Below are 22,139 nucleotides of genomic sequence, written 5' to 3' on the forward strand. Positions count from 1 at the left end.
GCTATCGCATCCATCGGGTGCCTCGGGCCGTATGCGCTCGACATCAACAAAGCCCCTGTGCTGCAAGGGGTTGACGGGCAAAGGAGGACGCATGGGCAAACGCACTCCCAGCGAGGGGGTGTCTCGCAATCCCGGCAATACCGAGACGGGATTGCTCACTCCTCCAAGTGGCACACGTAGTGAAGTGGCCCACGAGAAGGCCCTCCGATCGGCGGAATCCCTTCTGAAGTCCGGTGGGATGAAGGCCGCGACCATCGATGCGATCTCCGAACAATCGGGCGTCAGCAAGGTAACTCTGTATCGGCACTGGCCGTCGCGCCAGGCGATCGCCGCTGAAGCGTTCGGTGTGCTCATGGCCCGGCACTTGACGTTTCGGGAGTCTGACAGTGCGCAAGCCGATTTGAACGACTACCTCGGGGACATCGGAAAGTTCTACGGAGGACCGCTCGGTTCGATCTTCGCTGAACTTGTCGGCGCGTGTGCCAACGATCCGACGACGGCAGCGTACTTCCGTACCTTCTTCCTCGACGAACGTCGTCGTGGCTTCGCCGAGCTGATTCGACGATGTGTGGAGTCCGGATACTTCCGCGACGACATCGAGATCGAGGAAGCGATCGATCTCTTCTTCGGACCCTTGATCTATCGGACGTTGGTGGGGCACGCGAGTATCGACGACAACACGGTGCGCTCGATCATCGATCATGCAGTTCGTGGGCTCCGGAACGGTATCTAAGGGGCCTATTCGTTGAAATCCTTTGTGCTGGAGAGGGTGAACTGCCCTCTCCAGCGTTGTTATGCGTGTCAACTCGGCACCGTCAGCTGAGCATTTTCAGCACGTTCTGGTACTCACCGTTGACCTCGGCATGGCGAAGTGGCTTGGCGGCCTCGACCACAATCTCCGTGGCGTTGTCGTCAGCTTTCAACAGCGCAATGGTTTCGGCGATGTAATCGTCAAGGGGTAGGGCCGATTCCGAGTTCTCCTGGTTCATCAGTGTGGTGCGGACGCCCGGTGGGATGAGCTCGATGCACTGGATCGAAGTATCGGCGAGTTGAACTCGCATGCTCTCGGTGAAGAGATGAACAGCAGCTTTCGTGGCGTTGTAGGTCGGAGTGATGGGTAGCGGGACGAAGCCGACGGCGGATGACACAGTAACGATGGTGGCTGTGGGCTTCGTCAACAGATGCGGAATGAACTGGCCGACCAGTCGAATGGTCCCGAGTAGGTTCGTCGTGATCGTTCGCTCGGCGACGTCGAGGAAGTCCGGGCTTTTCAGATCCTCCGGGTACATGATTCCCGACATTGTCACAAGGACGTTCAGGTCGGGAAAGTCTTGCGTGACAGACTCATACGCCTCTCGGATGGAATTCGTGTCGTCTACGTCGATGACGACGGTACTGATCTTCGGATGCTCGCTCGAGATCTCTTGCAGCAGAGTGGATCGCCGTCCACCGATGATTACCTTGTTCCCCTCGTTCTGCAATGCCAGTGCAAGTTCGAGGCCGATTCCGGAGGTTCCGCCGGCAATGAAGATGGTATTTCCCGTGACGTTCAACTTGTGAATCCTTGCTTTGACGGGGGAGTCGACGTGACTACAGTGATCGATTTGAGTTGGGTGTATTCGTTGAGCGTTTCGAGGCAGAACTCTCGCCCGAGACCGCTTTCCTTGAATCCCCCGAAGGGAACGCCGCCTCCCAGGTTGAAATACTGATTGATCCAGATACAGCCCGCCGCAAGACGATCGGCGGTTTCCATCGCGTTCTTCAAGTTCGACGTATAGATCCCGGCAGCGAGTCCGTATGGAGTGTCGTTGGCTTCTGTGATCACTTGCTCGTAATTGTTCCACTTGAGGACGCACAAAACAGGTCCGAAGATTTCGTCCTGCGCAATTCGCATCGAGTTCGTGACCTCCAGAATTGTCGGTTCGATGAAGTTTCCGGCTTCGAATCCCGGCACTACTGTTCGTTTGCCGCCGGTAAGTAGTTGTGCGCCTTCTTTGATTCCGGAATTGATCATCGAGATCACACGATCGGCATGTTCTTGGTGAATCAGGCCACTCAGTTCGGTGTCTTCGCTCAGAGGTGGCCCGACTCGCAACGATCGGAATGCGGCGACGAGTTTTTCCACGAAGGTGTCGTAGATATCCTCGTGGATGAACAGACGTGTTCCGGCTAAGCAGGATTGGCCATTGCACATCAGGACGCCAGAGGTTGCGTCGGCGACCACAGCATCGACGTCGTCGATGTCAGGAAAGACGATGCTCGGACTCTTGCCGCCGAGTTCGAGAGTGGTCGAGATCAGTCGGGTTGCTGCGGCGTGTGCCACCAGTCTGCCGACTTCGGTGCTCCCGGTGAAAGCGAGCTTGCTGACTTTCGGATGACTGATCAGGGCTGCGCCGGCCTCTTCGCCGAGGCCGGGTACAACATTGAGAACGCCTTTCGGGAACACTTCGGCGGCGATCCTCGCCAGTTCCATGACTGAAACACAGGCATTTTCATCAGGTTTGAGTACGACGGTGTTTCCGGCAGCGAGAGCGGGCGCAATCTTGAATGCCGTCATCACAACGGGATCGTTCCAGGGAATGATCTGTCCGCACACGCCCAAGGGCACCCGTTTCGCAACCAGGTACCCCGAGGCCAATTCGCGGCCGAAACCGTGGTGCGCCAACGAAACTGATGCAAAGTATCGTAGGTGCGACACTGCGGCCCGATAGTCTTCTCGCATCTCCCTGATGTGTCGCCCGGTGTCCATACACTCGAGTTGGGCAAGCTCTTCAGTTCGTTCCTCCACCAGTGCGGCAAACTGCAAGATTTGTGTGGATCGTTCTTCGGTCGTCAGGCCTGCCCACGCCGGAAACGCCCGTCCGGCGGCTTCGACCGCATCATTGATTTCTTCGGCCCCACATCGGGACAGTGTGGCGAGCAGAGCGCCGGAAGCGGCGTCGCGTGCCTCGAATGTGGATGTGCCCATGGCTCGGAACGATCCATCGATGAACGCACCGTATTCACGAACTGCTTGACCCTCCATGGAACCTCCTAGATCGGTCAGTCGCTGACGAAGATAACTGTACTGTACGTTTCGTACACTTGTCGATGGTTGGCTGTTGAACTGGCCTCTCCGTCAACGGCGGAGTCCGTTGGCTACTCTCACTTTGATCAAGTCGAGAATGCGGCGGTGAGAGGCGGGGCGGTGACGGCGAGAATTACCGAGGGCGTGTTCTTCACTACGCCGCCGGATTTGCCGCGAGGTAGGCATGAACTGAGTAGGGATGACGTTCTGACTGCGCAGCGTGAGCGGTTGATGATCGCTACGACGGAACTGATGGCGGAGTCGGGCTATCAGGGTGTCGGGGTTCGTCAGATCGCCAAGCGAGCCAAGATTTCGCCAGCCGCCTTCTACGAGTGTTTTCCCGACAAGGATGCGTGCGTCTTTGCCGCGTACGGCAGGTTCATCGAAGTGCTGCTCACTCGTATTCGGGGGATCTTGCCGGTCGGTTCTTTTGCCTGGGAGCGCCACGCCATCTCCGATGTGGTCGAGGGTTACCTCACAGCGTTGAATGCGGATCCTGTTGTGGCACGAGCATTTCAAGTGGAGATGGATGCGCTCGGGCGACGCGCGCGCGTGCAACGAAGGGCGGCGCTGGTCGGGATGTCCGAGGTGCTCAAGGCGGAGCGTGAGCGCGCCCCCGGTAATCCGCGAGTTCCGCTGAGTGCGTATGTCGGAGCCGTCTATGCCATTCGGCAGCTCGCGTCCGATGCGCTCGACGAGCCGGGAAGCGGGTCGATCGAGGCTCTGTCGGCAGAGGCCGGCGTGTGGGTCGAGGCCATGCTTTCAGCCGTGTCGAACTGAGCTGTGTCGAACTGAGCAGTGTCGAACTGAGCAGTGTCGAACTGAGCAGTGTCGCACTGAGCTGAGTCGACCTGTGCCTTGCCGGGTCGAGAAGTGCCTGGATGGTGCGTCTCGAAGAAGTTCTGCGTGACTTGCGTCATACGAACCTGTATAAAAGAAACGCCTGTAACTTTTATGGCTCGAACAGAAAGACTCCCTCATGATCCTTCGTAGCGTGATACCCGCGATTGCGGCATCCGCACTTCTCGTAATCACGAGCGTCGCCCAAGCGAACGCGGAACCATTCACTGGTTCAACCGGTTCCGCCGGCTCGTTCGGCTCGACGGGCCCTGTTGCGGCCTGCCCCGAGTCGATCGACCCGGCATCGTTCGCCACGGCTGAAGATCTGCGCGACCTCAATGCAAAGATTGCCGGCTTCGGTCTTCGATCGACGGCAAGCGCCGAGCACGAGAGCATGATCGACTGGGTCGAAGACAGCATGCGTGCTCTACCTGGCGTCGAGACCGCATCGGACGAATATCAAATCAAGCGCTGGCAGCCGTCGCCACTGGCGACAGGCGGCGCTGGCCGCGACCTTGTGGCGGCCGGCAAGCTGGCGGTGTTGCAGCCGGATACTGCACCCGAGGTTCTACGAACCGCAGGCGCAGTCCCGTACTCACTGCCTACGGGCGACGAAGGCCGCACGGCCCCACTGGTCTATCTTCCACCCGGCACCGCGATCACACCGGAGAACTCAAAGGGGCGCATCGTGATTCGCGACGTCCAGACTCCGGCAGTGCCCTATGCGACCTTTGCTGCATTCTCTCACTACATGACACCCGACTTTCCGCTGGCGGGTGACTACGAACGGCCGTTCACTGCCGAGCTCGGAAAAGACCCGCTGGCAGCAGGACTCGCTGGCGCAGCCGGGCTGATCCTCGCGTGGAACGTTCCTGCGGAACAGATTCAAGGCTACTTCGACCCGCACAACGGCACACACTTCACCGTGCCCGCGGTGTGGGCGGGTATCGACGAAGCTGTCCGGCTCAAGCAGTTGGCGGAGTCCGGAACCGAAGCGAAGATCTCAGTTCTGGCGGACGTCGATTCTGCTCCCACTCGAAACCTGATCGCCACGATCCCCGGGCAGAGTCAGGAAAGGATCGTGATCAACACCCACACCGACGGGGCAACCTGGGTACAGGAGAATGGCAGCGCTGCAGTTCTGGCACTTGCACAGTATCTTTCGCGTCTGCCGCTCGAATGCCGTCCGCGAACCTACGAGTTCGTCTTTGCCAGTGCACATCTACATATGTCGCGAGAGGGAACGGATCGGTACGCGACGGAACTGGACAAGGAATACGACAGCGGATCCGTCGCCTTCGACTTCTCCGTGGAGCACATGGGTACACGCGAGATTCTGCCCGTCGATCGAACTGATGGACCTGGTCAGAGGCTCGAATTTACCGGGGCCGGCGAACCGTACTCGTGGTTTGCCGGAACTGAAAGTCCAGCACTGGTCAACGCATTGGTCGCAGCGGTCAAATCTCATCCCCTCGATCGAACGGCAGTTCTGCGGGGCTTCGACCGGCCGCAACCGACTCGGGTTCCCATGTTCTGCAGCTTCGGTGGCCTCGGTACCAGCTTCCACAATCGACTGATTCCGACCATTGGAGGAATCTCCGGCCCGTGGTCGCTGTGGGCTCCGTCGTTCGGCGCCGACGCGATCGACTTCGAACGGATGCACCAGCAGACGCTGGTCATGGGCGACGCCCTGCTTGCGCTCGACAGCACTCCCCGTGAGGAACTCGCGGGTGGTTATCCGGCGGAGAGAGTAGCGCGTGCGGCCGGTGCAGAGACATGCGCTCACTTGCTGCCTCCGGAAGATGCACCGACTCGGTAGTTGGTATGACGAGTAGTTGGCATGACAGGATCGGCTGGGCGACAATGATTGTCGCTCAGCCGATTGCCAGTGCAGTCGTCATACCTTTCATCGCCGGCGAGACGTAACCGGTGCCGATCTTGACGCCGCTCAGCCACTCGGTGAGGCGCACTGCCTCGGCGTCGAGAGAGCGTCGTGCAGATGCCGGCACGGTCTCGAGCAATCGAACATGCACCGCACCCACTTCGTCCTGGATCCAGCAACCTACGACGCGACCATCGACCCATGCTGTGGTGCCGGCGTTACCGCGGGTGTCGAAGAGTTGGTTGCGGTGTGGACCGAGATAGAAGTCGCGGTCCTTCCAACCCATGATCGTGGGATCGAGCACCGGTAAGAGCGCCACCCAGGGCCCCGGATCGGATACTTCGGCGACATCATCCGGTAGCAACCACCCCGTGCCGCCACCGTCGAGTGAGACTGCAACGGCGTCGAGTTCGGCGAGGGCGGCCCGGACGACCGTCTTCGTCGAGCCCAGCCACCAGACGATGTCGTCTTCCGTTCCCGGTCCGAAGGTGTAGAGCCAGCGCCGGACTATTTCTCGGTATCCTTCCCCAGATTCGAGGTCGGCGGGGGCGTCGTCGAGCCAGTGTCGAGTGAGAGTCCACAGTGGGCGTGAGACGGGGAAGCGGGCAGTGTTGGTGCCCCGCATGATGTCTGCGGTCGCCCCGAGGTGCGTGAGAACCCTGGGTGCCGACCAGATTTCACCTGCCGAACCCTCGACCTTGACGTCTATCATCGGCACGGCCTGACGAATCTCTACCGCTGAAAGCCCTTCAGGCCTATCGGTGAGCAACTTCAGTACTTCCGTCCGTGCGCGATCGAGCCAGTCGTTGCCGTCGAGGGTGAGTCCGGCTTTGACCACATCCTTGGACATTCTGGCGCGCTCGGTGTTGGCGACGCGCGCGGATGCACTCGACCACGCGGCCGGTAGCAAGTCTCGGGAAAAGGTGAAAAGCGTGCGGCGCATAGCCAATTGCTTGACGAGACTGCGTTGGTCGTACAAGGCGCGGTCGACATCGGCGGCATCCAAGGATCGAACCCTCGCCCAGCAAGACAGATAGACCGTCGCTGACTCGGTGGCGTGAAGCACCGTCATCGCCCGAGTCGCAGCTTCCGGGGAATCGACACGGAACGAGGGCGCCAGCGCATGACGTACGCCCATGCGTGCACGGCGTTCGTCGTCGGAGACATGGCGCATCAAGCCATCGTGCCACAGTCCAGGTGCGAGGTATCGGCTAGCTGTGCGAGAGTTCGATTGCGCCAGTAGTCGTCGTGCTGGAGATGAGTGATTGCACCCGGTGTGGTCGCGAAAGTTGCAAACCCTGCGGCTTCGATGGGGATCTGCAGCCAGGCGGAGACTACGAATGTGTGTGCAAAGCCGTGTGTTACGACAATATGATCGTGGTCGAGATCGGTCATCAGTTCGCGGGTGCATTCGCCGACCCTCGATGCGACGTCGCGGCGGGTCTCGGCACCGGCAACGGGGCCACGGTGATCGAGGCGGTTGTTGTCGGGAGCCGGCACCTGGCGCTGGGCGAGCCACGAGTTCGGGCGTCCTTCGGCTTCTCCGAAGCTGATTTCGCGTAAACGTGAATCCGTTGTCACCGGAGTGTCGAGTGTCCGGGCAATAATCGTAGATGTCTCGGCGCAACGACGGAGGTCCGACGAGGTGATGCGGATCGGGCGCGAATTTCCTGTGCGTCGTCGCTTCAGGGCTTCCGCGATCAATTCTGCATCGCGGAGACCGGCAGGGGTGAGAACCGAATTGTGCCAACCGCCGACGACGTCCTGCGCTGTGTGTTCGGCATGAGGATGAGTGACGACGTAAAGATCCTGCACGCGACCGCCTCTTTGCTTACCCGACCTTTTCCGGCAACAGTATTCCAGGATTGAGGATTCCACGCGGGTCCCAGGACGATTTGATCAACTGCATCGCAGCGATGTCGGTCTTCGTGCGCCCCAGCGTTATCCACGGAGACTTCGCGCGACCTATCCCGTGCTCGGCGCTGATGCTTCCGTGGTGGTCGGCGACGAGTTGGAACACCGTATCGGTCAGTTCGTGCGCGACCCCTGGATCGGCGTCCAGAAGGTTCACATGAATGTTTCCGTCGGCGAAGTGCCCGAACAAGATTGGCCGCACGAGGGGGAATCGCTCGTCCAACGTCTCTCGAAGGTTCCCGATGAACATGCCCATCACGGACAAGGGCACGGAGATGTCCAGCTTTACAACCGGTGTCGTCGACGAAGCGCTGATGCTTTCGGTGTGACTCTCCCGCAAGGTCCACAGTTTTCGAGCGGGTCCAGGTTCGACCGTCGCGTCCTCGATGAGATCGGCAGAGTCGGAGAGAACTTCCAGGAGTGACTCTTCCGTCTCGCGCGGCGACGACACCTCGATGAGTGTGTACATCGGCGAAGGGGCGCCGAACGGACGACGGGCGTCGGTGTGTGCGCAGACGAGGTCGATGCCGTCGTCAGTCATGATCTCGGCGGCTTCGACGGTCAATCCGCTCTGCCGCACGCGATTACATAGATGCAACGCTTGCTCGATGTCGCTTACGCCGGCGAGTACAACCTGGGTGTCGGTCGCCGGGGTGACCAGCTTCATCAATACTTTGGTGATGACGGCAAGAGTTCCCTCGCTGCCGGCAAGAAGGCCTGGAATGTCGTAACCGACATTGTCTTTGACGAGTGGCGTCCATCTGCTCAAGACGGAACCGTCGGCGAGCACTGCCTCGATACCGAGGATCTGTGCCCGCGTGTTTCCGTATCGGACCATGCGCGTACCACCGGCGTTGGTAGCGACGATGCCGCCGAGTGTCGCGGATTCCTTTGATGCCAAATCGATTCCGAACCGGAGACCGTGTGCAGATGCGGCCAGGTCGGCGCGGGCAACGGTCACGCCGGCGCCGGCTGCGATTGTCCGGCCGATGGGATCGACGGACTCGATCGTCTCCAACCGTCTGGTACTCAGCACCACGGACCCGGCCGAGGCGATTCCGCCACCGACCAGTCCGGTGTTGCCGCCTTGGGGCGTCACAGGTACCCCCGCATCGAAGCATGCTCGAAGGACCGCAGACACTTCGGCGGTGTTGACCGGACGAACTATCGCGATCGCGTCGCCGATCCAACGTCCCGTCCAGTCGCGCGTGTAGCCCTCGATCAGTTCGGGATCGGTGAGGACATGCGTTTCGCCGACGATCTCCGCGACGGCGTCGAGGAGTCTCGCGTCCGTTGCGGGTTCGCGCGGTTCGGCGAGTGTTCGGGGGTTCATGTGCAACCTTGTGATCGTTCGGGAGACAATATTTCGGGAGACAAGCGGTAGAGCAGCGTGACCTCGATCCTCCGACCTCAGGTGATGCCATGTCCAAGACCAAGTAGTGACACCACCATCTGTTCTTCTTATAATCGCCGTATGAACCTGCAGCGCGCCCGTTATCTGATCGCTCTCTCGGATCATGGCAGCTTCACTCGCGCCGCCGCGAACGTCCACGTCGCGCAGTCGGCGCTCAGTCAGCAGATCAAGGTTCTCGAGCGCGAACTCGGAGTGCCTTTGGTGGATCGTCGAGGTCCGCAGTTCACCTTCACTGATGCCGGCCGAGTAGCGGTACGAGAGGCGCGCTTTTTGCTCGGGTGTGCGGACCGGGCGGTCGATCGAATTCGATTGGCTGCGCGCGGCGTGGACGGAGAACTGCGCATCGCTTACACCCGCTCGTGGGCCGGCGGCGCAGTAGCGGATCTGGTCAGCACCTATCGAAAGCTCTACCCGGGCGTGGAGGTCGTCGTTCATCGTGGCACGTCGGCGCAGACAGTTGATCTCGTCCGAAACGGAGCAGTCGACGTCGCGGTCGTGCGGCCGCCACTGGAAGACGGTGATCGCGAACTTCCCCTGATCGTCCTCGACACCGAACCCATCCTGGTTGCGGTGCCCGCAGATCACCCGTTCGGGGGTCGAGCGAGTCTCGAACTCGGAGATCTGGTGGGTATCCCCGTCGTGTTCTGGCCCGAGGCAAACGCTCCGGGGATGTATTCGCGTACCCTCGAACAGCTTTGGCCGAACAGCACCCCCAATATCGTTCGATCCGAAGCTGACGACGAGCAGGTTTTACATGCCGTATCGGACGGAGTGGGAATTGCGCCGATCCCGCAGGGTCGGGCACGGATGCTCCGCATTCCGGGTATCCATCTGTGCGAGATCGATGGTGAGCAACCAACTCTCGATGTTGCTGTCACCTATCGGCTGGATAATCCAAATCCGGCACTTGCGCCGTTCGTTGCGCTCGCCGAACGAGAAAGATCGTCAACCGCTTCAGGGTGACTGATCCGGGGCAGGATTTATCCGGCGTCGAGGACCAGCATCATTGCAGTTGCGCGCGCACGGTTCTCGATGGTGTCGACGTGAAACCCGACGTACCGAGATAGCTTTGCCAATCGGTGCGCGACGCTGCTGTGATGAAGATGCATGGCATCGGCCGTGGCTCTCAATGTTCCGGATCGTAGATATGTCCTCAAGGTGCCCAGCAGCTCTGATCCCTGCTTGGTATCGCCAATCTCTTTGGCAAGAACCAAATCCGGGATTTTCGAATGATCGATGTGCGATCCCGGCGCCAGGAGGTTGAGGGCGCCGAAGCCGTCAGCGTTCACGATCGGTGTGGTTGCCGAGGTCTGGGTGCGAGCGAATCGTGCTGTGCTGGTCATCATGTGTACTTCGGAGGCGGCGGCAGCCAAAGATACTCCGGCGCGGAGGGATGACGACAACGCTGCCTCGGACAGTTCGGTTGTCGGCGCGAACGAACTCGTCACGAGATTCAGATACTCGCTGTCGGCTTCTATCCCAACGGCTCTGCCAGGTGTGCAATCGTGCGAAATAACAAGGCGTGCAGCGACGTGGACCATATCTGAGACTGTCTTGGTTGCCATTACACGGACTGGGGTGTGGGGTGCGATACCGAGACCGGCGCAGGAGGTGAGCACCGCGAGTTCATCCATCGGGAACAACAGATTTCGAGTGTGCTCGGCTTCGGTAGGCAAGCGTCGGGGTTGCAGGATTATCGAGGCAGTCAGAGCCATTCTGTCGACGAGCATCTCGTCGAGCGGCAAGTGGGCACCAGGACGCTCGATCCATACCTTCCCGAGAACGTCATCGTCGACCGCAATCTCCCTGGTAATGCTGGGGGCGAGACAAGGTTCGGGTGACCATCGGCCGCGCTGATCACAACGACGTGAACTCTTCTTGCTGCCGTGTTCGACGATCTCGATGCCCACAACGCAGTCCGCCAACTGTGCGCTCGCGCGTAGTAAGGATGCTGTGTCGGCGCCGTGCCGCACGAGGGTGTCGAAGTAGTCGATGACACGTACCAGGCCTGCCGAGTCTGCTTCGAGCTCGGCAAGCCGGTACATCAGTCCTTGCATCTCGCAACGCTACGAGACGCGTGCCAGCTAGCGCAACCCTCTCTGGATCGCGGTGAGTGCTTCGGCGGCACCTCGTTTGCTGACCTCTGCAGTCGCGACAAGTGCCGACCCGTGAAAGGTGCCGGAGAAGGAGTGCAGCTCCACGCTGACGCCGGCTTGGAGTAGACGAGCGGCGTACTCGATTCCTTCGTCGCGAAGTGGATCGAGTTCCATAGTGCAGACGTAGGTCGGGGGCAAGTTGCTGAGATTGGTTGCGCGGGCGGGCACGGCGTAGACCGAAACATTCGGGTCTTCGGGCCCTGTATACGACTCGCCGAGGTAGAACTTCCACGACTGAATCGCGTTGGGTCGGTGCCATATCGGAGTGTCGATGAAGTTTGTCATCGACGTTGATGTCAGTCGGTCGTCCAGTGCCGGGGCCTCGAGAAATTGAAACGCGACGGGGACGATGCCCTCATCTCGGGCTTTCAGTGCTATTCCGGCGGCAAGTCCACCACCCGCACTCTGACCGCCGACTGCGATGCGACTGGGATCGATACCCAGTTCTCCTGAATGGGCGTGTATGTACGTGAGCGCGGCGTAGCAATCGTTGAGGGGGCCGGGAAAGGGAGTCTCGGGGGCAAGGCGGTACTCCACGTTGGCAACGGCGAATCCGAGTTCGCGCGCTACCTCGATGCAGAAAGGATCAGAGCCTTCTGCTGTGCCGATGGCGAATCCGCCGCCGTGAATCCAGAGAAGAACCGGGACTGGACCTACTGCGGTGTCCGGAGTGAAGAAACGTACCGTGATCTCTGGATCGTCATCGAGTCCCGGGACGGATATTTCGCGAAGCGTGACTCCGTCATATGACAGGTCCGCCAGCGAGGCGCCTACCTGCGCGTCGTAGGAGGTTCTCGTGGCGGGGAGGTCCGAAAAGTCGACCTTCGGGAGCATTGTGAGTGCCACAGCGAATTCGGGGTCGAGGGTGGGGAAATTCGTCATGTATTCATCATCGAGCCTGCAAGTGGCTCGCGGCATCAGTAATTTGTAGGGAATTGGGGAGCCTTTATCCGACGCCTGTCGGATATCTCTAGGATGACGCCGGTGGACAGACTACAGCTCGGAGTGGATTCGAGCGATTCGGCGATCGGGGCGCGGATCGGTGGACGGCCCCCGCAGGTTTTCGATGGTCAGCCGATTCTGGAGTCGCACGAATACCTTCTGACGCTTGCGGCACACACGGCTGCGTGGCTCGGTGAGCGAGAGCTTTCCGTTTTCATCCGTCGCGGCTTCTCTATCAGCGACGACGACCTCGAATACCCGAACATCGGGGTTCGCGCAGTCCCGCATGCGCCGTCATCGCGAAGTGCGGAATCGGTCGGGAGGCATGGGAGCTTGGGGAGCGCGGCGTTGATCAAGACTCCAACGGATGACGAGGTGATGCCGTTGGTGTTGATCGCTCCGCAACCCGTGCTCATCCAGAACGAGCCGTCCTATGCCAATGCCGTCGAGTCAGACGGACACAATTTCCTGTTCCAGATCAATGAGGAGGGGTGGCCGGTGGGTTCGCAGTCGCAACCCGAGTTCGTAGAGGAGTACCTATTCGGTTACGGGTCGGTGTATTTCTACGGGAGCACTGACGCGAACGGCCTCGTTCGTGACGTTGTGGCGGGATTTCTCGACTTCTGACCTGCCAGACGACCCGTCTGCCGATAGCGTGAGCAGCGCATCACGGCCGACGGTTTTGTCCTCGGAAAAAAACTTTCGGAAGTGTGTCGATCGGTGGGTGCGCCGTTCGACGTGTAGGCAGAGGGGCCGAACGGAACGGCCCACAAACGAAGGAGATTCTCATGAAGTACATGCTGATCATGCGTTCCACCGACGAGGCCATCGAAGCGTCCAAGGACATGGACTTCAACGAGATCATTGCCGCGATGGGCCAGTACAACGAATCCCTGATCAAGGCCGGTGTCTTGTTGGCCGGTGAGGGATTGGCCATGGAGGAGGGGTTCATCGTCGATTTCGAGTCCGATCCTCCGCTGGTTTCCGACGGCCCGTACGGGGAGACGAAGGAGTTGTTCTCCGGCTTCTGGATCATCCAGACGTCGACCAAGGATGAAGCCCTGGAATGGGCAAAGCGCTGCCCGTTGGGGCCGGGCAGCAAGCTCGAAGTGCGCCGCGTGAGTGAGATGTCGGACTTCGATCAGGACAACGAGTACATCCAGAAAGAAGCCGGCTGGCGCGAAGAGCTCGGCACCGATCGTCCGGTCGCAGGCTGAACCATGACCGACGAGGCGGTGCGAGAAGCAACGAGAACGGCTGTCGACGCGGTCTGGCGTATCGAATCCGCGAAGATCGTCGCCACGTTGACTCGCACCGTCGGGGATCTTGATCTTGCCGAGGACCTGGCTGCGCAGGCTCTGCTCGAAGCCGTCGAGCAGTGGCCTGCCACCGGGGTTCCGCGAAATCCAGCTGCCTGGCTGACGTCTGTTGCGACGCGACGGGCAGTTGACGGGTGGCGACGACGCGAGAGGTTGGACGAACGCTACGCCCACTTCGCGCGTGAACTCGAGAACGACGCTTCGCACTTCGATGACGTCAGCTGGGATCCGGATCGGATCGACGACGACGTTCTTCGGCTGATATTCATTGCCTGTCACCCTGTGTTGAATCGAAAAGCGCAGGTAGCCTTGACTCTTCGGGTAGTGGGCGGGTTGACCACAGAAGAAATTGCCAGAGCATTCCTGACGCCGACGGCAACAGTGCAGCAGCGGATAGTGCGCGCTAAGAAAACGTTGACTGCCTCGAAAGCGGTATTCGAAGTTCCAGGACGAGAAGAGTTTTCGAAAAGGTTAGGCGCCGTACTCGGAGTGCTGTATCTGGTGTTCAACGAAGGCTATGCGGCCAGTTCCGGGGACGAGTGGATGCGCGCGGATCTGAGTGCTGAAGCGCTGCGGCTGGCTCGAATACTGGCCGAACTGGTCCCGGGGGAATCCGAGGTGCACGGCCTCGTCGCATTGATGGAACTGACGGCCTCGAGATTCGGTGCCAGGACAACGTCGACGGGTGAGCCCATCCTGCTTGCGGACCAGGACCGGACTCGGTGGGATCGCCTTCAGATCGCACGGGGGTTTGCCGCGCTGCAGCGGGCCGACGCCGTCGGGCGCGGCCGCGGCCCGTACGGTTTGCAGGCCGCGATAGCGGAATGTCACGCGCGGGCTGCAACTTTCGATGACACCGATTGGAAGAAGATCGTCATACTCTACGAGGCTTTGGCGCAAGTGGCGCCCTCGCCCGTGGTCGACCTCAATCATGCGGCGGCGGTATCCATGGCATACGGTCCGGCCCCGGCGCTCGAATTCGTCGACAAGCTTGTCGCTTCAGGTGAATTGGCGGGTTACCACCTGCTTCCGAGCGTTCGGGGTGAGTTGCTCAGTCAACTCGGCCGATCCAAGGAAGCTCGAACCGAACTCCTCGAAGCGGCCCGGCTGGCTGGGAATGAGCGTGAGCGTGCAGTGCTGGTCGCGAAAGCAGATGCGCTTCTGCCGGATCAGTAGTCACGCGATTTGTAGTCAGGACTCAGTCGGATCGTCATTCGGCACCATGGGCGGCATTCCGACTCCGTATGGGTCGAGCATGTCCGAGACGCGACGACCCCATCGTTCGTGCGCGGACTGTCGGGTCATTCCGGCCGCGCGGCCGATGGTTGCCCATGTTGCGCCGAATCTGCGCAGGCTCATGACGCTTGCCGTCGAATCGATGCCCGCGGCAAGCTGGATCCGGAAACATGCCAGCTGCCACGCCATCTGACGCTGCGCCGGGATATCGGTGTCTTGTTCCGCCTCCCACTCGGGGCTGCCAGGGAGGGGATCCATACCGACAATTTTGTCCGCCTGAGCGCCGGCCTCAGTGATCGCGGCGTTGGCCGTAGTAATAGCGGCAGCATCGATCTTTGCGGTCAGAGCGTGCTCGATCAGGTCTTCCATAAGAAGTTGTCCTTTCGTCAGGTTTAGCCTGACAGTTCTAGTTGAATGTTGTCAAGACATGCCTGACAAAGCGCCATTTAATTAATGCACGATCTATTTGTGTACTATCTAAAAAGTCTCCGGTCTTGTTGGCCGACGTCGAAGGGGTTGCTGGTGAAGATCGTGGTTCTGTCATTCCTGTTGGCGCTGACCTTGATGACGGTCGGAATCATCGCGGCACGCAACCGCAGTACTCGACCAGCGGTGACTGGGGTAGTTACCGCCGCGTCGACGGTTCTCGCAGCCGCCTGGACACTCTTCGCCGTGGCCTTCGTTTTGGCCTGATCGCGCTGCTCGACCTAGATGCCCGAGCTGGAAAGTGGGTATGACGGATTCCATGCCCGTTGGTGAGAAGTCGCACTGGAACCGGCGATGCGGAATTCCCTCCCGGTGAGTGCGTTTCATCCAGGGGAGCGTTCTCCGGGGTTTCGTGTCCCCGGGTTCCTGACTACGACGAAAGGTTGCGCGATGACAAAGCTGTTGTTTGCAGTCACTTCTGCAGATCACTGGACGCTGAACGACGGAACAGCCCACCCGACTGGGTACTGGGCGGAAGAACTGGTCGAGGCGCATCGCGTTTTCGTCGATGCCGGCTACGACATCGTGATCGCGACGCCGGGCGGTAAAGCCCCCGTTGTGGACGAGGGGAGCCTGGCGCCCGAGGTCAACGGCGGGCAAGAAGGCGCTGACCGTGTGCGCAAGTACATCGCCGATCTGAAGCCGGTGCTCGATTCGCCGGAGATTCTCGAGAACGCAAACGCCGCCGATTACGACGTGGTCTTTGTGCCAGGTGGACATGGACCGATGGAAGATCTTGCGGTGTCGGCATCCTTCGGCGAGCTTCTCGTGAACTTCTTGGATGCGGACAAGGTGGTCTCGGCGGTCTGTCACGCACCGGCGGCACTCCTGCCGGCCCAGAGATCCGATGGGAGCTGGCTGTTCGATGGCTATCAGTTGACCTCGTTCACCAATGAAGAGGAGACGCAGGCTGGTCTGGCGGACAAGGCTCCGTGGTTGCTCGAAACTCGACTACGCGAATTGGGTGGCAAATTCTCGAAGGCTGATGCCTGGTCGCCTTATGTCGTGGTGGACCGGAAGCTCTACACCGGTCAGAACCCGGCGTCGTCGAAGCCACTCGCCGAGCGGATCGTCGCCGACTTGGGCTAGGCATGGCTTTTGGCACCGCATCGAGATCTCCTCGGTGCGGTGCTGGGCCGTATTCTGTTGTGCCTGAGAAGCTGTTCTCAGGTTTTGAAGGTGGTGTTCGCCGGACGCGGGTGCCGCTGCGGGTCGATCGAGGGTGGTGGGATGAACCACGGTTTGTTGTCGACACCGATGCGGATTTCCCACTTTCCGACGAACCCGGTTTTGCGGTGCATCAATCGGTGATGTGAACGGCACAGCAGGACAAGGTTGTTTATCACTGTCGGGCCGCCGTTGGCCCAGTGCCGGATATGGTGTGCGTCGGTCCACGCCGGTACGCATGAACAGCCGGGGAACGCGCAGCCTTTGTCTCGGGCGATCAACGCGACGCGTTGTTCAGCGGCGACCAACCGTTTTCCCGGTTTCGCATCCAACGGTGCGCCGTGAGCGTCCAGTAGGACCGTCGACAGGAAGCAGTCGCACCCGAGGAGTCTGGTCTGCGACACCGACAACGGTCCCAGCCACGGCATGTGCCCCACATCGAGATCCGACACTGACTCTTCACCATTCGAGGGCGCGGCCGCACAATCCCGATGCTCAGCGAGATCACGCGCGTTGATGTGCACGTTCACATGCGGACGTTGCCCACCATCGGTGCCGGTCTTGGCGCAGTCCAGATACCGGCGGATCAGTTCGGTGAACCCGTCCGCCGTCCGCTTTGCTGCGGACCGGGCATCAGGGGTTCCATCGGGTGCTGGGGTGGGCATCGTCAGATTCGACAACGCCGACAGCAGCATTTCGCCGGTGAGGGCGTCGAAATCACCGCGCACCACCACCCGACCGTTCAAGGTCGAGGCGATGCGGAGCTCATTGCGATCCACGTCTTCGGCAGGTGGAATCTCATCGGATTCGAACAACCGCTCCAAGGTTGCGATGACGTGCCGCACCTTCGTCGTCGTCGCTTCCACCCCCGACGCAGCAGCGAGCAGCAGGTCGATGCACTTCGGTAGCGCTTCCTCCGGCATCCCCTTCGGCGGCGACTCGCAGAACGTCACGATCAAGACGGCGTGATCGAACGAGCAATCCCCAACATCGAAGCCTGCTGCCACGGCCGGGAACGCGCGCAGCGCTGCACCCAACGCGGCGATCTTCTTACCGTCACGAACCTGCAGCATCGTGTTCGCCGCCAACCACGCACCCACCCCGCGGCTGGCGATCACCTGATCGTCCGGACGCATCGAGAGTTCGTCGACTACCGCCACCCGCACGGCTTCCAAGCGCAGAATCTCCGCACTCGCCGACACCGCAGCAGCGCGTAACTCAGCAGCGGTCAACCGCCACAGGCGTCCGCGTAACCCCGCCGCAGAACCCGAAACCACTTCCGACAATAAGACACTCATTGAATCCCCCGATCCCCTGCACACAACAATACTCGAACATGCGTTCGAGTCAGGAGGGAATTATTCGAGGCCGCGAATGAGTGGAGCCAAGTCGACAACTACTGCGGAGTCGCTGGGTGGCTTGGATAGCGCTCCGTTGCCGCGAGCCTTGCGCCGGCCATACGGGGAGCCTGGCTACCGGCAATGTGCAGCGCAGATACCAGCTTTATCCTGCGTCGCAATGTATCTCGCGGCGCCCCGAGGCGTCACGTTGCGCTTCCTCGCTGCGCGATCGACGCCACACCGTCCAGGATGAGAGTGACTCCGAATTCGAATCTTCGGGCGGGATCGTGATGAAGTGCGAAGACCGATGCATCGCGTCGATCAGCGGGTGCACTGTCGAAAGCTCCGCGTCCCAATTGAATTGCGACGTGTCCGGTTACAAAATCATGCAGGGCGCCGTACGCGTACGTGGCCTGTTCGTCCTCGAGGCCGGCCAGGGAAAGGGCGCTGACGACTCGGTGGGCAGTGTCGTCGGCGCCGGGTGCTTCCAGTGATGCCTGTCGATGGGCTTCCAAGACCAGGGGATGGCGCATCAGGAGATCGTGGAGTCCGTAGGCGAACGTGCGGGCAACCTCGCGCCAGTCGGTCGGCCAGTCGATCGACGAGACCGCTTCGCCTACGAGGGTGGAGATCAGGTCTCGCCTCAAGGCGTCGATGCCGCCGGTTGTGCGGTGGACGGACATCGGCGATATGCCGAGTCGCTCGGCGAGTACCCGAAATGACACCGCATCCAGGCCGTCCGTATCGGCAATCTCTGCCGCGGCATCGAGAATCTGTCTGTGACTCAATGCTTTTGGTCGGCCGGCCCTTGCGGAGCCGGCGGATTCGGATACCATGCTGACAACAATAACGATACGCGTATCGAAATTACAAGTGTCTATCGACCTACAAGGAGTGTTGCCAGATGACTGATCTCCATCAACTGTCCGCCGTCGAACTTGCCGGTGTGATCGCCGCCAAGCAGGTGTCCATTCCCGAGGTGACCAGGTACTTCGTCGACCGTGTGACCACTTCCGACGACGTGGGCGCGTTCACGACGATTGCCGGGGAGCACGCAGTTGCACTGGCCGAACAAGCCCAGCTCAGGCTGGACGAGCGGGACGCCGGACCGCTTCCGCGCCTGTTCGGAGTTCCGACGGCAATCAAGGATCTCGACGCTACTCGCGGCATCCGCACGACCTTCGGATCGGCGCTGTTTCGGGACTTCGTGCCCGATGCCGACGACGAGATCGTCGAGGCGATCCGCGAAGGTGGGCTGATCGACATCGGAAAGACCACAGTGCCCGAGTTCGGGGCGGCGTGTTATACCGAGCCGGAAGTTGCTCCGCCCGCTCGCAGTCCGTTCGATCGCACACGAAGTGCCGCCGGCAGCAGTGGTGGTGCGGCGGCCGCCGTCGGCGCTGGTCTGGTGCCGTTTGCCCAGGGAAGTGACACGGCAGGGTCGTTGCGTTCTCCGGCGAGTGCGTGCGGTGTGGTGGGCCTCAAGCCGAGCCGCGGTTTGATCACGATGGGAGTGGCAGGGCACGATAACTTCGGATTTGCGAGCAAGGGGCCGATCGCCCGGACAGTTCGCGATACCGCTGCGCTGCTGGACGTTCTGGCAACACGACCTGGCGCAGGCACTATCCACCCGCCTCGGCCGAAGTCGTTCGAAGAGTTCGTTGTACAGGCTGGGGGAGTGCAAGCTCGCCCCTTGACCGTCGCTCTTGCTCATGGATCGGTCTCCGGCGGAGCCGTGGATCCGCAGCTCTCGGATGCTGTATCGAAGGTTGGTACTGTACTGGAGGGGCTGGGACACAACGTGTTCGAGCGACCGCAAGCCCGCGATGACGTCTTTGTTGATGCCTTCACCAAAATGTTCTCATCCTTGGCCGGAACCAAGCCGATCCCGGAAGAGTACGAACACCTTCTCCGTCCGATTGTGCAGCACTTGCGAGTTCAAGCAAGCGAGGTGCCGTCCGGCGATCTGGCAGCGGCCATCGGTGTGGTGCAAGCATGGGCGCGGCGATGGAGCCTCGACTACGCCGACGCCGATCTTGTCGTCACCCCGACTGTGACCAAGCCGCCATTGGCGATCGGGGAGCTACGCAACGACGAAGACCCCGCGACCGAACTGATCGACATGGTCGCATTCACCGGAAACACCATCGTCGCCAACGCAACTGGATTCCCGTCGATCAGTTTGCCGCTGGGTTGGACGGAAGACGGTGTTCCGCTCGGCGTGATGATCTCCGCGAAGTGGGGGTGTGACGCGGAATTGCTCTCTGCCGCTGCACTGCTCGAGGCCGCGATGCCGTGGAAGGATCGGTACCGATTCGACCGCGCAACCGTGCTCTAGTTCGGGAGCGGTACCCGGTCGCTCGCCGATGCAAAGCCCAACCACGTGTGGCGGTTGCCCCACCAACACCACCCGACTTTCGGGGCGTTGCGGTTGTCTTTGCCATCCCGACCGGTTCCGTTGCTGATCCACACGGCGGGAGTTCTGGTGTCGAAAGATCCGTCAGGCTTACGCAATCGGGAACCGATGGTCATGAAGCACTTTCCGCGTTCGAGAATGTCGGGACGCTGCAACAACCAATGGATGCCTTCGGTAAGCGTCAGCGGCGTACGGTCTGCGTCGACGATTGCAGGCAGCGCTTCGTCCGGGCTCCAATTGGCGAGGTGGTCCCCGCGGTCGACTCCACCGAGCAGATGCAATGCGCTTTCTGGCAGCGTTGCCTGCTCGGTGGGTGCGAACAAATCAACATCCGCCATGTCGACGACAACGAATCCGCTCTTGTTCTTATGCTCGAGCAGTGGAGTCAGAACTGAAGCTGGAGCTAGTTTTTCGTGCACCGTAAGCAGTCCCGCATCACCGTGTCCGGCTGCGGCCGCCCTGACGTCGCCGGCGGAAAGTCCGGCCATCTCGTGTATGCCGAGTTCGATCAATCGCTCGGCCTGCTGATCGATGGGCGGGAGGTCGAAGTGCATACCTGCGATCCTACCGATCGTGGGCAGGCCGATCGGCGGGTTCGGCGGCGAGGGAAGTCGGCCACGCAACGCCCAAAGCGCGCATGATGAACGGGACGGTCGTCGCTACGACGGCGTCCACTCGGCCGCCGGCCATGAGTATCGGTCGCCGGCTTTCCACGCAAGCGAGAATGAGTTGCGCGGACGCGGCAGCATCGGAATCGACAAAAACACCGACGTCGATACCTTCCCGGACGAGTTGTTCGACCAGAACCGACAGCGGGACAATACGTTTGAGAAAGCGCTCGCGATCCTGCGCGGACAACAATTCGACCAACGCGATTCCCGTGAATCGCTGCAGCGAGAACTCGACGAGCGTCAGTTTGACGAGGATTTCGATACGGTCGACAGGATTCTCGCGATCCGCGAGTTCACGCTCGGCCAGGAGTAGGAATCTATCCATCTCGCGGGTGGACCAGGCGAGCAGTAACGCAGATTTGTCAGGGAAGTAGTTGTATACCGCTGTCCGCGAGACGCCGGCTGCCTGGGCCACGGTCTGCAGCTTCACGTTCTGCCAGCCCTGCTCGTGAAGTTCGTGTATGAAGGCGTCCAGCATGGCTTCTCGGGTGGCGATCTTGTGTTCTACCGTTGTCGCGCCACCGGTCAGCTTCGGCATGGTCGATCCTCCTGGGTCTGATTCACGGTCACGGGGAGGTCGAACAGATCCGCAACAAGGCGTGGATCACCTTGCCACATCGAGACGGGTACGAGCATCATCTGCTGCGCGATCGAGCGTACGGATCGGCTGACCTCCCGCTCTTCGGCGGGGGTGAGCGTCGTGCGTTTCCGCAATCGCTCCATCTCCGCGGCAGTCAGGCCAGTGATCCATTCCTCGGCCGCAAGCGAGAGGGGTGAATCCGGTGTCACGACCGATCCAACTCGGCACTGGAGAACCGCGAAGTCATCACTGACAGCGTGATGACGGCGACGACCGAGACGGCGTGTGCCGCCGCCAGCCAGAGCGACTCGGGTGCATGTTTGTGGAGTGTCGGCGCCATCAGCATGGCCATGAGGAGGGCGAGAGCAGACAACATTGCTGGACCGTTGGGTCGGCCGACAAGCAGGGTGACCAGAAGAACGAGCGCGACGACGCTGCAGGCCACATCTGCAGGCGGGTACGTTGCCGGAACGATTCCGCGGACAGTGTCGGTGAAGGTCAGCCCGATCGACACCAATTGCGTGAGCCCTGTCGCGCCGGCCAACCACGCTGTCCACCGCAAGCCGTGGAGACCGGCTTTCCGAATCCCGGTGAGGGGTCCTTCCACGGACTCCCACGCTTCGGGCGTCGGTGTTGTCACGGGCCTTCTCCTTTTTATGACGAGGTGTCGTCATAACGTAGCAGTGCGCGATCGTGAGATTCCTGCGGG

24 protein-coding genes are annotated in these 22,139 nt (G+C 60.8%); 10 read left to right on the plus strand and 14 right to left on the minus strand.

Annotated features, from left to right (window positions below; translation table 11 throughout):
* Nucleotides 1–91: 91 nt before the first annotated feature.
* Nucleotides 92–733, plus strand: a complete 642-nt coding sequence (locus tag ACWF6P_RS04130; RefSeq protein WP_452620075.1) for a TetR/AcrR family transcriptional regulator — start codon at nt 92–94, stop codon at nt 731–733.
* An 82-nt stretch (nt 734–815) separates the two neighbouring features.
* Here ACWF6P_RS04130 and ACWF6P_RS04135 read toward each other — a convergent pair whose 3' ends face one another.
* Nucleotides 816–1,553, minus strand: coding sequence for an SDR family oxidoreductase (locus tag ACWF6P_RS04135; RefSeq protein ID WP_452620076.1), 738 nt, complete (start codon nt 1,551–1,553; stop codon nt 816–818).
* Nucleotides 1,550–3,025, minus strand: a complete 1,476-nt coding sequence (locus ACWF6P_RS04140) for an aldehyde dehydrogenase family protein (protein ID WP_452620077.1) — start codon at nt 3,023–3,025, stop codon at nt 1,550–1,552. Before ACWF6P_RS04140 ends, ACWF6P_RS04135 begins: the two co-directional genes overlap by 4 nt.
* Before the next feature lie 162 nt (nt 3,026–3,187).
* Between ACWF6P_RS04140 and ACWF6P_RS04145 the strand changes: the two genes are divergently transcribed.
* The gene (locus ACWF6P_RS04145) at nt 3,188–3,847 is read left to right on the plus strand and encodes a TetR/AcrR family transcriptional regulator (RefSeq protein ID WP_452620078.1); all 660 of its coding nucleotides are present in this window, start codon (nt 3,188–3,190) and stop codon (nt 3,845–3,847) included.
* 199 nt (nt 3,848–4,046) lie between these two features.
* On the plus strand, nt 4,047–5,726 hold the full coding sequence (locus tag ACWF6P_RS04150; protein WP_452620079.1) for a hypothetical protein: 1,680 nt from the start codon (nt 4,047–4,049) through the stop codon (nt 5,724–5,726).
* Nucleotides 5,727–5,781: 55 nt separating this feature from the next.
* On the opposite strand, the gene ACWF6P_RS04155 is transcribed toward ACWF6P_RS04150, so the two are convergent.
* From ACWF6P_RS04155 to ACWF6P_RS04165, 3 genes are read right to left on the minus strand one after another with little or no spacing between them, the layout of a single operon-like run.
* Complete coding sequence (locus tag ACWF6P_RS04155; RefSeq protein WP_452620080.1) at nt 5,782–6,963, minus strand: winged helix DNA-binding domain-containing protein; 1,182 nt, start codon at nt 6,961–6,963, stop codon at nt 5,782–5,784.
* Nucleotides 6,963–7,604, minus strand: coding sequence for a histidine phosphatase family protein (locus tag ACWF6P_RS04160; protein ID WP_452620081.1), 642 nt, complete (start codon nt 7,602–7,604; stop codon nt 6,963–6,965). Before ACWF6P_RS04160 ends, ACWF6P_RS04155 begins: the two co-directional genes overlap by 1 nt.
* Nucleotides 7,605–7,620: 16 nt before the next feature.
* Complete coding sequence (locus ACWF6P_RS04165) at nt 7,621–9,036, minus strand: FAD-binding oxidoreductase (protein ID WP_452620082.1); 1,416 nt, start codon at nt 9,034–9,036, stop codon at nt 7,621–7,623.
* A gap of 141 nt (nt 9,037–9,177) precedes the next feature.
* On the opposite strand from ACWF6P_RS04165, the gene ACWF6P_RS04170 reads away from it, so the two are divergent.
* Entirely contained in the window at nt 9,178–10,080 is a 903-nt protein-coding gene (locus tag ACWF6P_RS04170) for a LysR family transcriptional regulator (protein ID WP_452620083.1), read from the plus strand.
* A gap of 17 nt (nt 10,081–10,097) precedes the next feature.
* On the opposite strand, the gene ACWF6P_RS04175 is transcribed toward ACWF6P_RS04170, so the two are convergent.
* Together ACWF6P_RS04175 and ACWF6P_RS04180 are read right to left on the minus strand one after the other, a co-directional pair.
* Nucleotides 10,098–11,174: a helix-turn-helix domain-containing protein gene (locus tag ACWF6P_RS04175; RefSeq protein ID WP_452620084.1), complete on the minus strand. Its 1,077-nt coding sequence runs from the start codon at nt 11,172–11,174 to the stop codon at nt 10,098–10,100.
* A 27-nt stretch (nt 11,175–11,201) separates the two neighbouring features.
* Nucleotides 11,202–12,155: an alpha/beta hydrolase gene (locus ACWF6P_RS04180; protein ID WP_452620085.1), complete on the minus strand. Its 954-nt coding sequence runs from the start codon at nt 12,153–12,155 to the stop codon at nt 11,202–11,204.
* A gap of 93 nt (nt 12,156–12,248) precedes the next feature.
* On the opposite strand from ACWF6P_RS04180, the gene ACWF6P_RS04185 reads away from it, so the two are divergent.
* From ACWF6P_RS04185 to ACWF6P_RS04195, 3 genes are all read left to right on the plus strand, one after another.
* The gene (locus tag ACWF6P_RS04185) at nt 12,249–12,842 is read left to right on the plus strand and encodes a hypothetical protein (protein ID WP_452620086.1); all 594 of its coding nucleotides are present in this window, start codon (nt 12,249–12,251) and stop codon (nt 12,840–12,842) included.
* 161 nt (nt 12,843–13,003) lie between these two features.
* Nucleotides 13,004–13,432 (plus strand): YciI family protein, encoded by a 429-nt coding sequence (locus ACWF6P_RS04190; protein ID WP_452620087.1) that lies wholly within the window; start codon nt 13,004–13,006, stop codon nt 13,430–13,432.
* A 3-nt stretch (nt 13,433–13,435) separates the two neighbouring features.
* The gene (locus ACWF6P_RS04195) at nt 13,436–14,710 is read left to right on the plus strand and encodes an RNA polymerase sigma factor (RefSeq protein WP_452620088.1); all 1,275 of its coding nucleotides are present in this window, start codon (nt 13,436–13,438) and stop codon (nt 14,708–14,710) included.
* 15 nt (nt 14,711–14,725) lie between these two features.
* Here ACWF6P_RS04195 and ACWF6P_RS04200 read toward each other — a convergent pair whose 3' ends face one another.
* The gene (locus ACWF6P_RS04200; RefSeq protein WP_452620089.1) at nt 14,726–15,139 is read right to left on the minus strand and encodes a hypothetical protein; all 414 of its coding nucleotides are present in this window, start codon (nt 15,137–15,139) and stop codon (nt 14,726–14,728) included.
* 153 nt (nt 15,140–15,292) lie between these two features.
* Here ACWF6P_RS04200 and ACWF6P_RS04205 point away from each other — a divergent pair, with 153 nt between their 5' ends.
* Both ACWF6P_RS04205 and ACWF6P_RS04210 read left to right on the plus strand, forming a co-directional pair.
* Nucleotides 15,293–15,463 carry a hypothetical protein gene (locus tag ACWF6P_RS04205; protein ID WP_317555728.1) on the plus strand — a complete coding sequence of 57 codons (171 nt, stop codon included), beginning with the start codon at nt 15,293–15,295 and terminating at the stop codon, nt 15,461–15,463.
* Between the two features lie 183 nt (nt 15,464–15,646).
* Entirely contained in the window at nt 15,647–16,345 is a 699-nt protein-coding gene (locus ACWF6P_RS04210; protein WP_452620090.1) for a type 1 glutamine amidotransferase domain-containing protein, read from the plus strand.
* A gap of 77 nt (nt 16,346–16,422) precedes the next feature.
* Here the strand turns inward: ACWF6P_RS04210 and ACWF6P_RS04215 are convergent, their stop codons facing one another.
* Together ACWF6P_RS04215 and ACWF6P_RS04220 are read right to left on the minus strand one after the other, a co-directional pair.
* Nucleotides 16,423–17,721, minus strand: coding sequence for a DUF222 domain-containing protein (locus tag ACWF6P_RS04215; protein WP_452620091.1), 1,299 nt, complete (start codon nt 17,719–17,721; stop codon nt 16,423–16,425).
* Between the two features lie 245 nt (nt 17,722–17,966).
* On the minus strand, nt 17,967–18,599 hold the full coding sequence (locus ACWF6P_RS04220; RefSeq protein ID WP_452620092.1) for a TetR/AcrR family transcriptional regulator: 633 nt from the start codon (nt 18,597–18,599) through the stop codon (nt 17,967–17,969).
* 68 nt (nt 18,600–18,667) lie between these two features.
* Here ACWF6P_RS04220 and ACWF6P_RS04225 point away from each other — a divergent pair, with 68 nt between their 5' ends.
* Entirely contained in the window at nt 18,668–20,101 is a 1,434-nt protein-coding gene (locus ACWF6P_RS04225) for an amidase (protein ID WP_452620093.1), read from the plus strand.
* On the opposite strand, the gene ACWF6P_RS04230 is transcribed toward ACWF6P_RS04225, so the two are convergent.
* The 4 genes from ACWF6P_RS04230 to ACWF6P_RS04245 are packed head-to-tail and all read right to left on the minus strand — an operon-like array spanning nt 20,098 to nt 22,070.
* A complete protein-coding gene (locus ACWF6P_RS04230; protein WP_452620094.1) occupies nt 20,098–20,733 on the minus strand; it encodes a DUF5701 family protein in 636 nt (211 codons plus the stop codon). The two genes, ACWF6P_RS04225 and ACWF6P_RS04230, sit on opposite strands and share 4 nt — an antisense overlap.
* 10 nt (nt 20,734–20,743) lie before the next feature.
* Nucleotides 20,744–21,388 carry a TetR/AcrR family transcriptional regulator gene (locus ACWF6P_RS04235; RefSeq protein ID WP_452620095.1) on the minus strand — a complete coding sequence of 215 codons (645 nt, stop codon included), beginning with the start codon at nt 21,386–21,388 and terminating at the stop codon, nt 20,744–20,746.
* Nucleotides 21,376–21,639, minus strand: a complete 264-nt coding sequence (locus ACWF6P_RS04240) for a hypothetical protein (RefSeq protein WP_452620096.1) — start codon at nt 21,637–21,639, stop codon at nt 21,376–21,378. Before ACWF6P_RS04240 ends, ACWF6P_RS04235 begins: the two co-directional genes overlap by 13 nt.
* Nucleotides 21,636–22,070, minus strand: coding sequence for a hypothetical protein (locus ACWF6P_RS04245; RefSeq protein ID WP_452620097.1), 435 nt, complete (start codon nt 22,068–22,070; stop codon nt 21,636–21,638). Before ACWF6P_RS04245 ends, ACWF6P_RS04240 begins: the two co-directional genes overlap by 4 nt.
* Between the last annotated feature and the right edge of the window lie 69 nt (nt 22,071–22,139).

This window comes from Rhodococcus sp. NPDC055024, assembly GCF_053608585.1.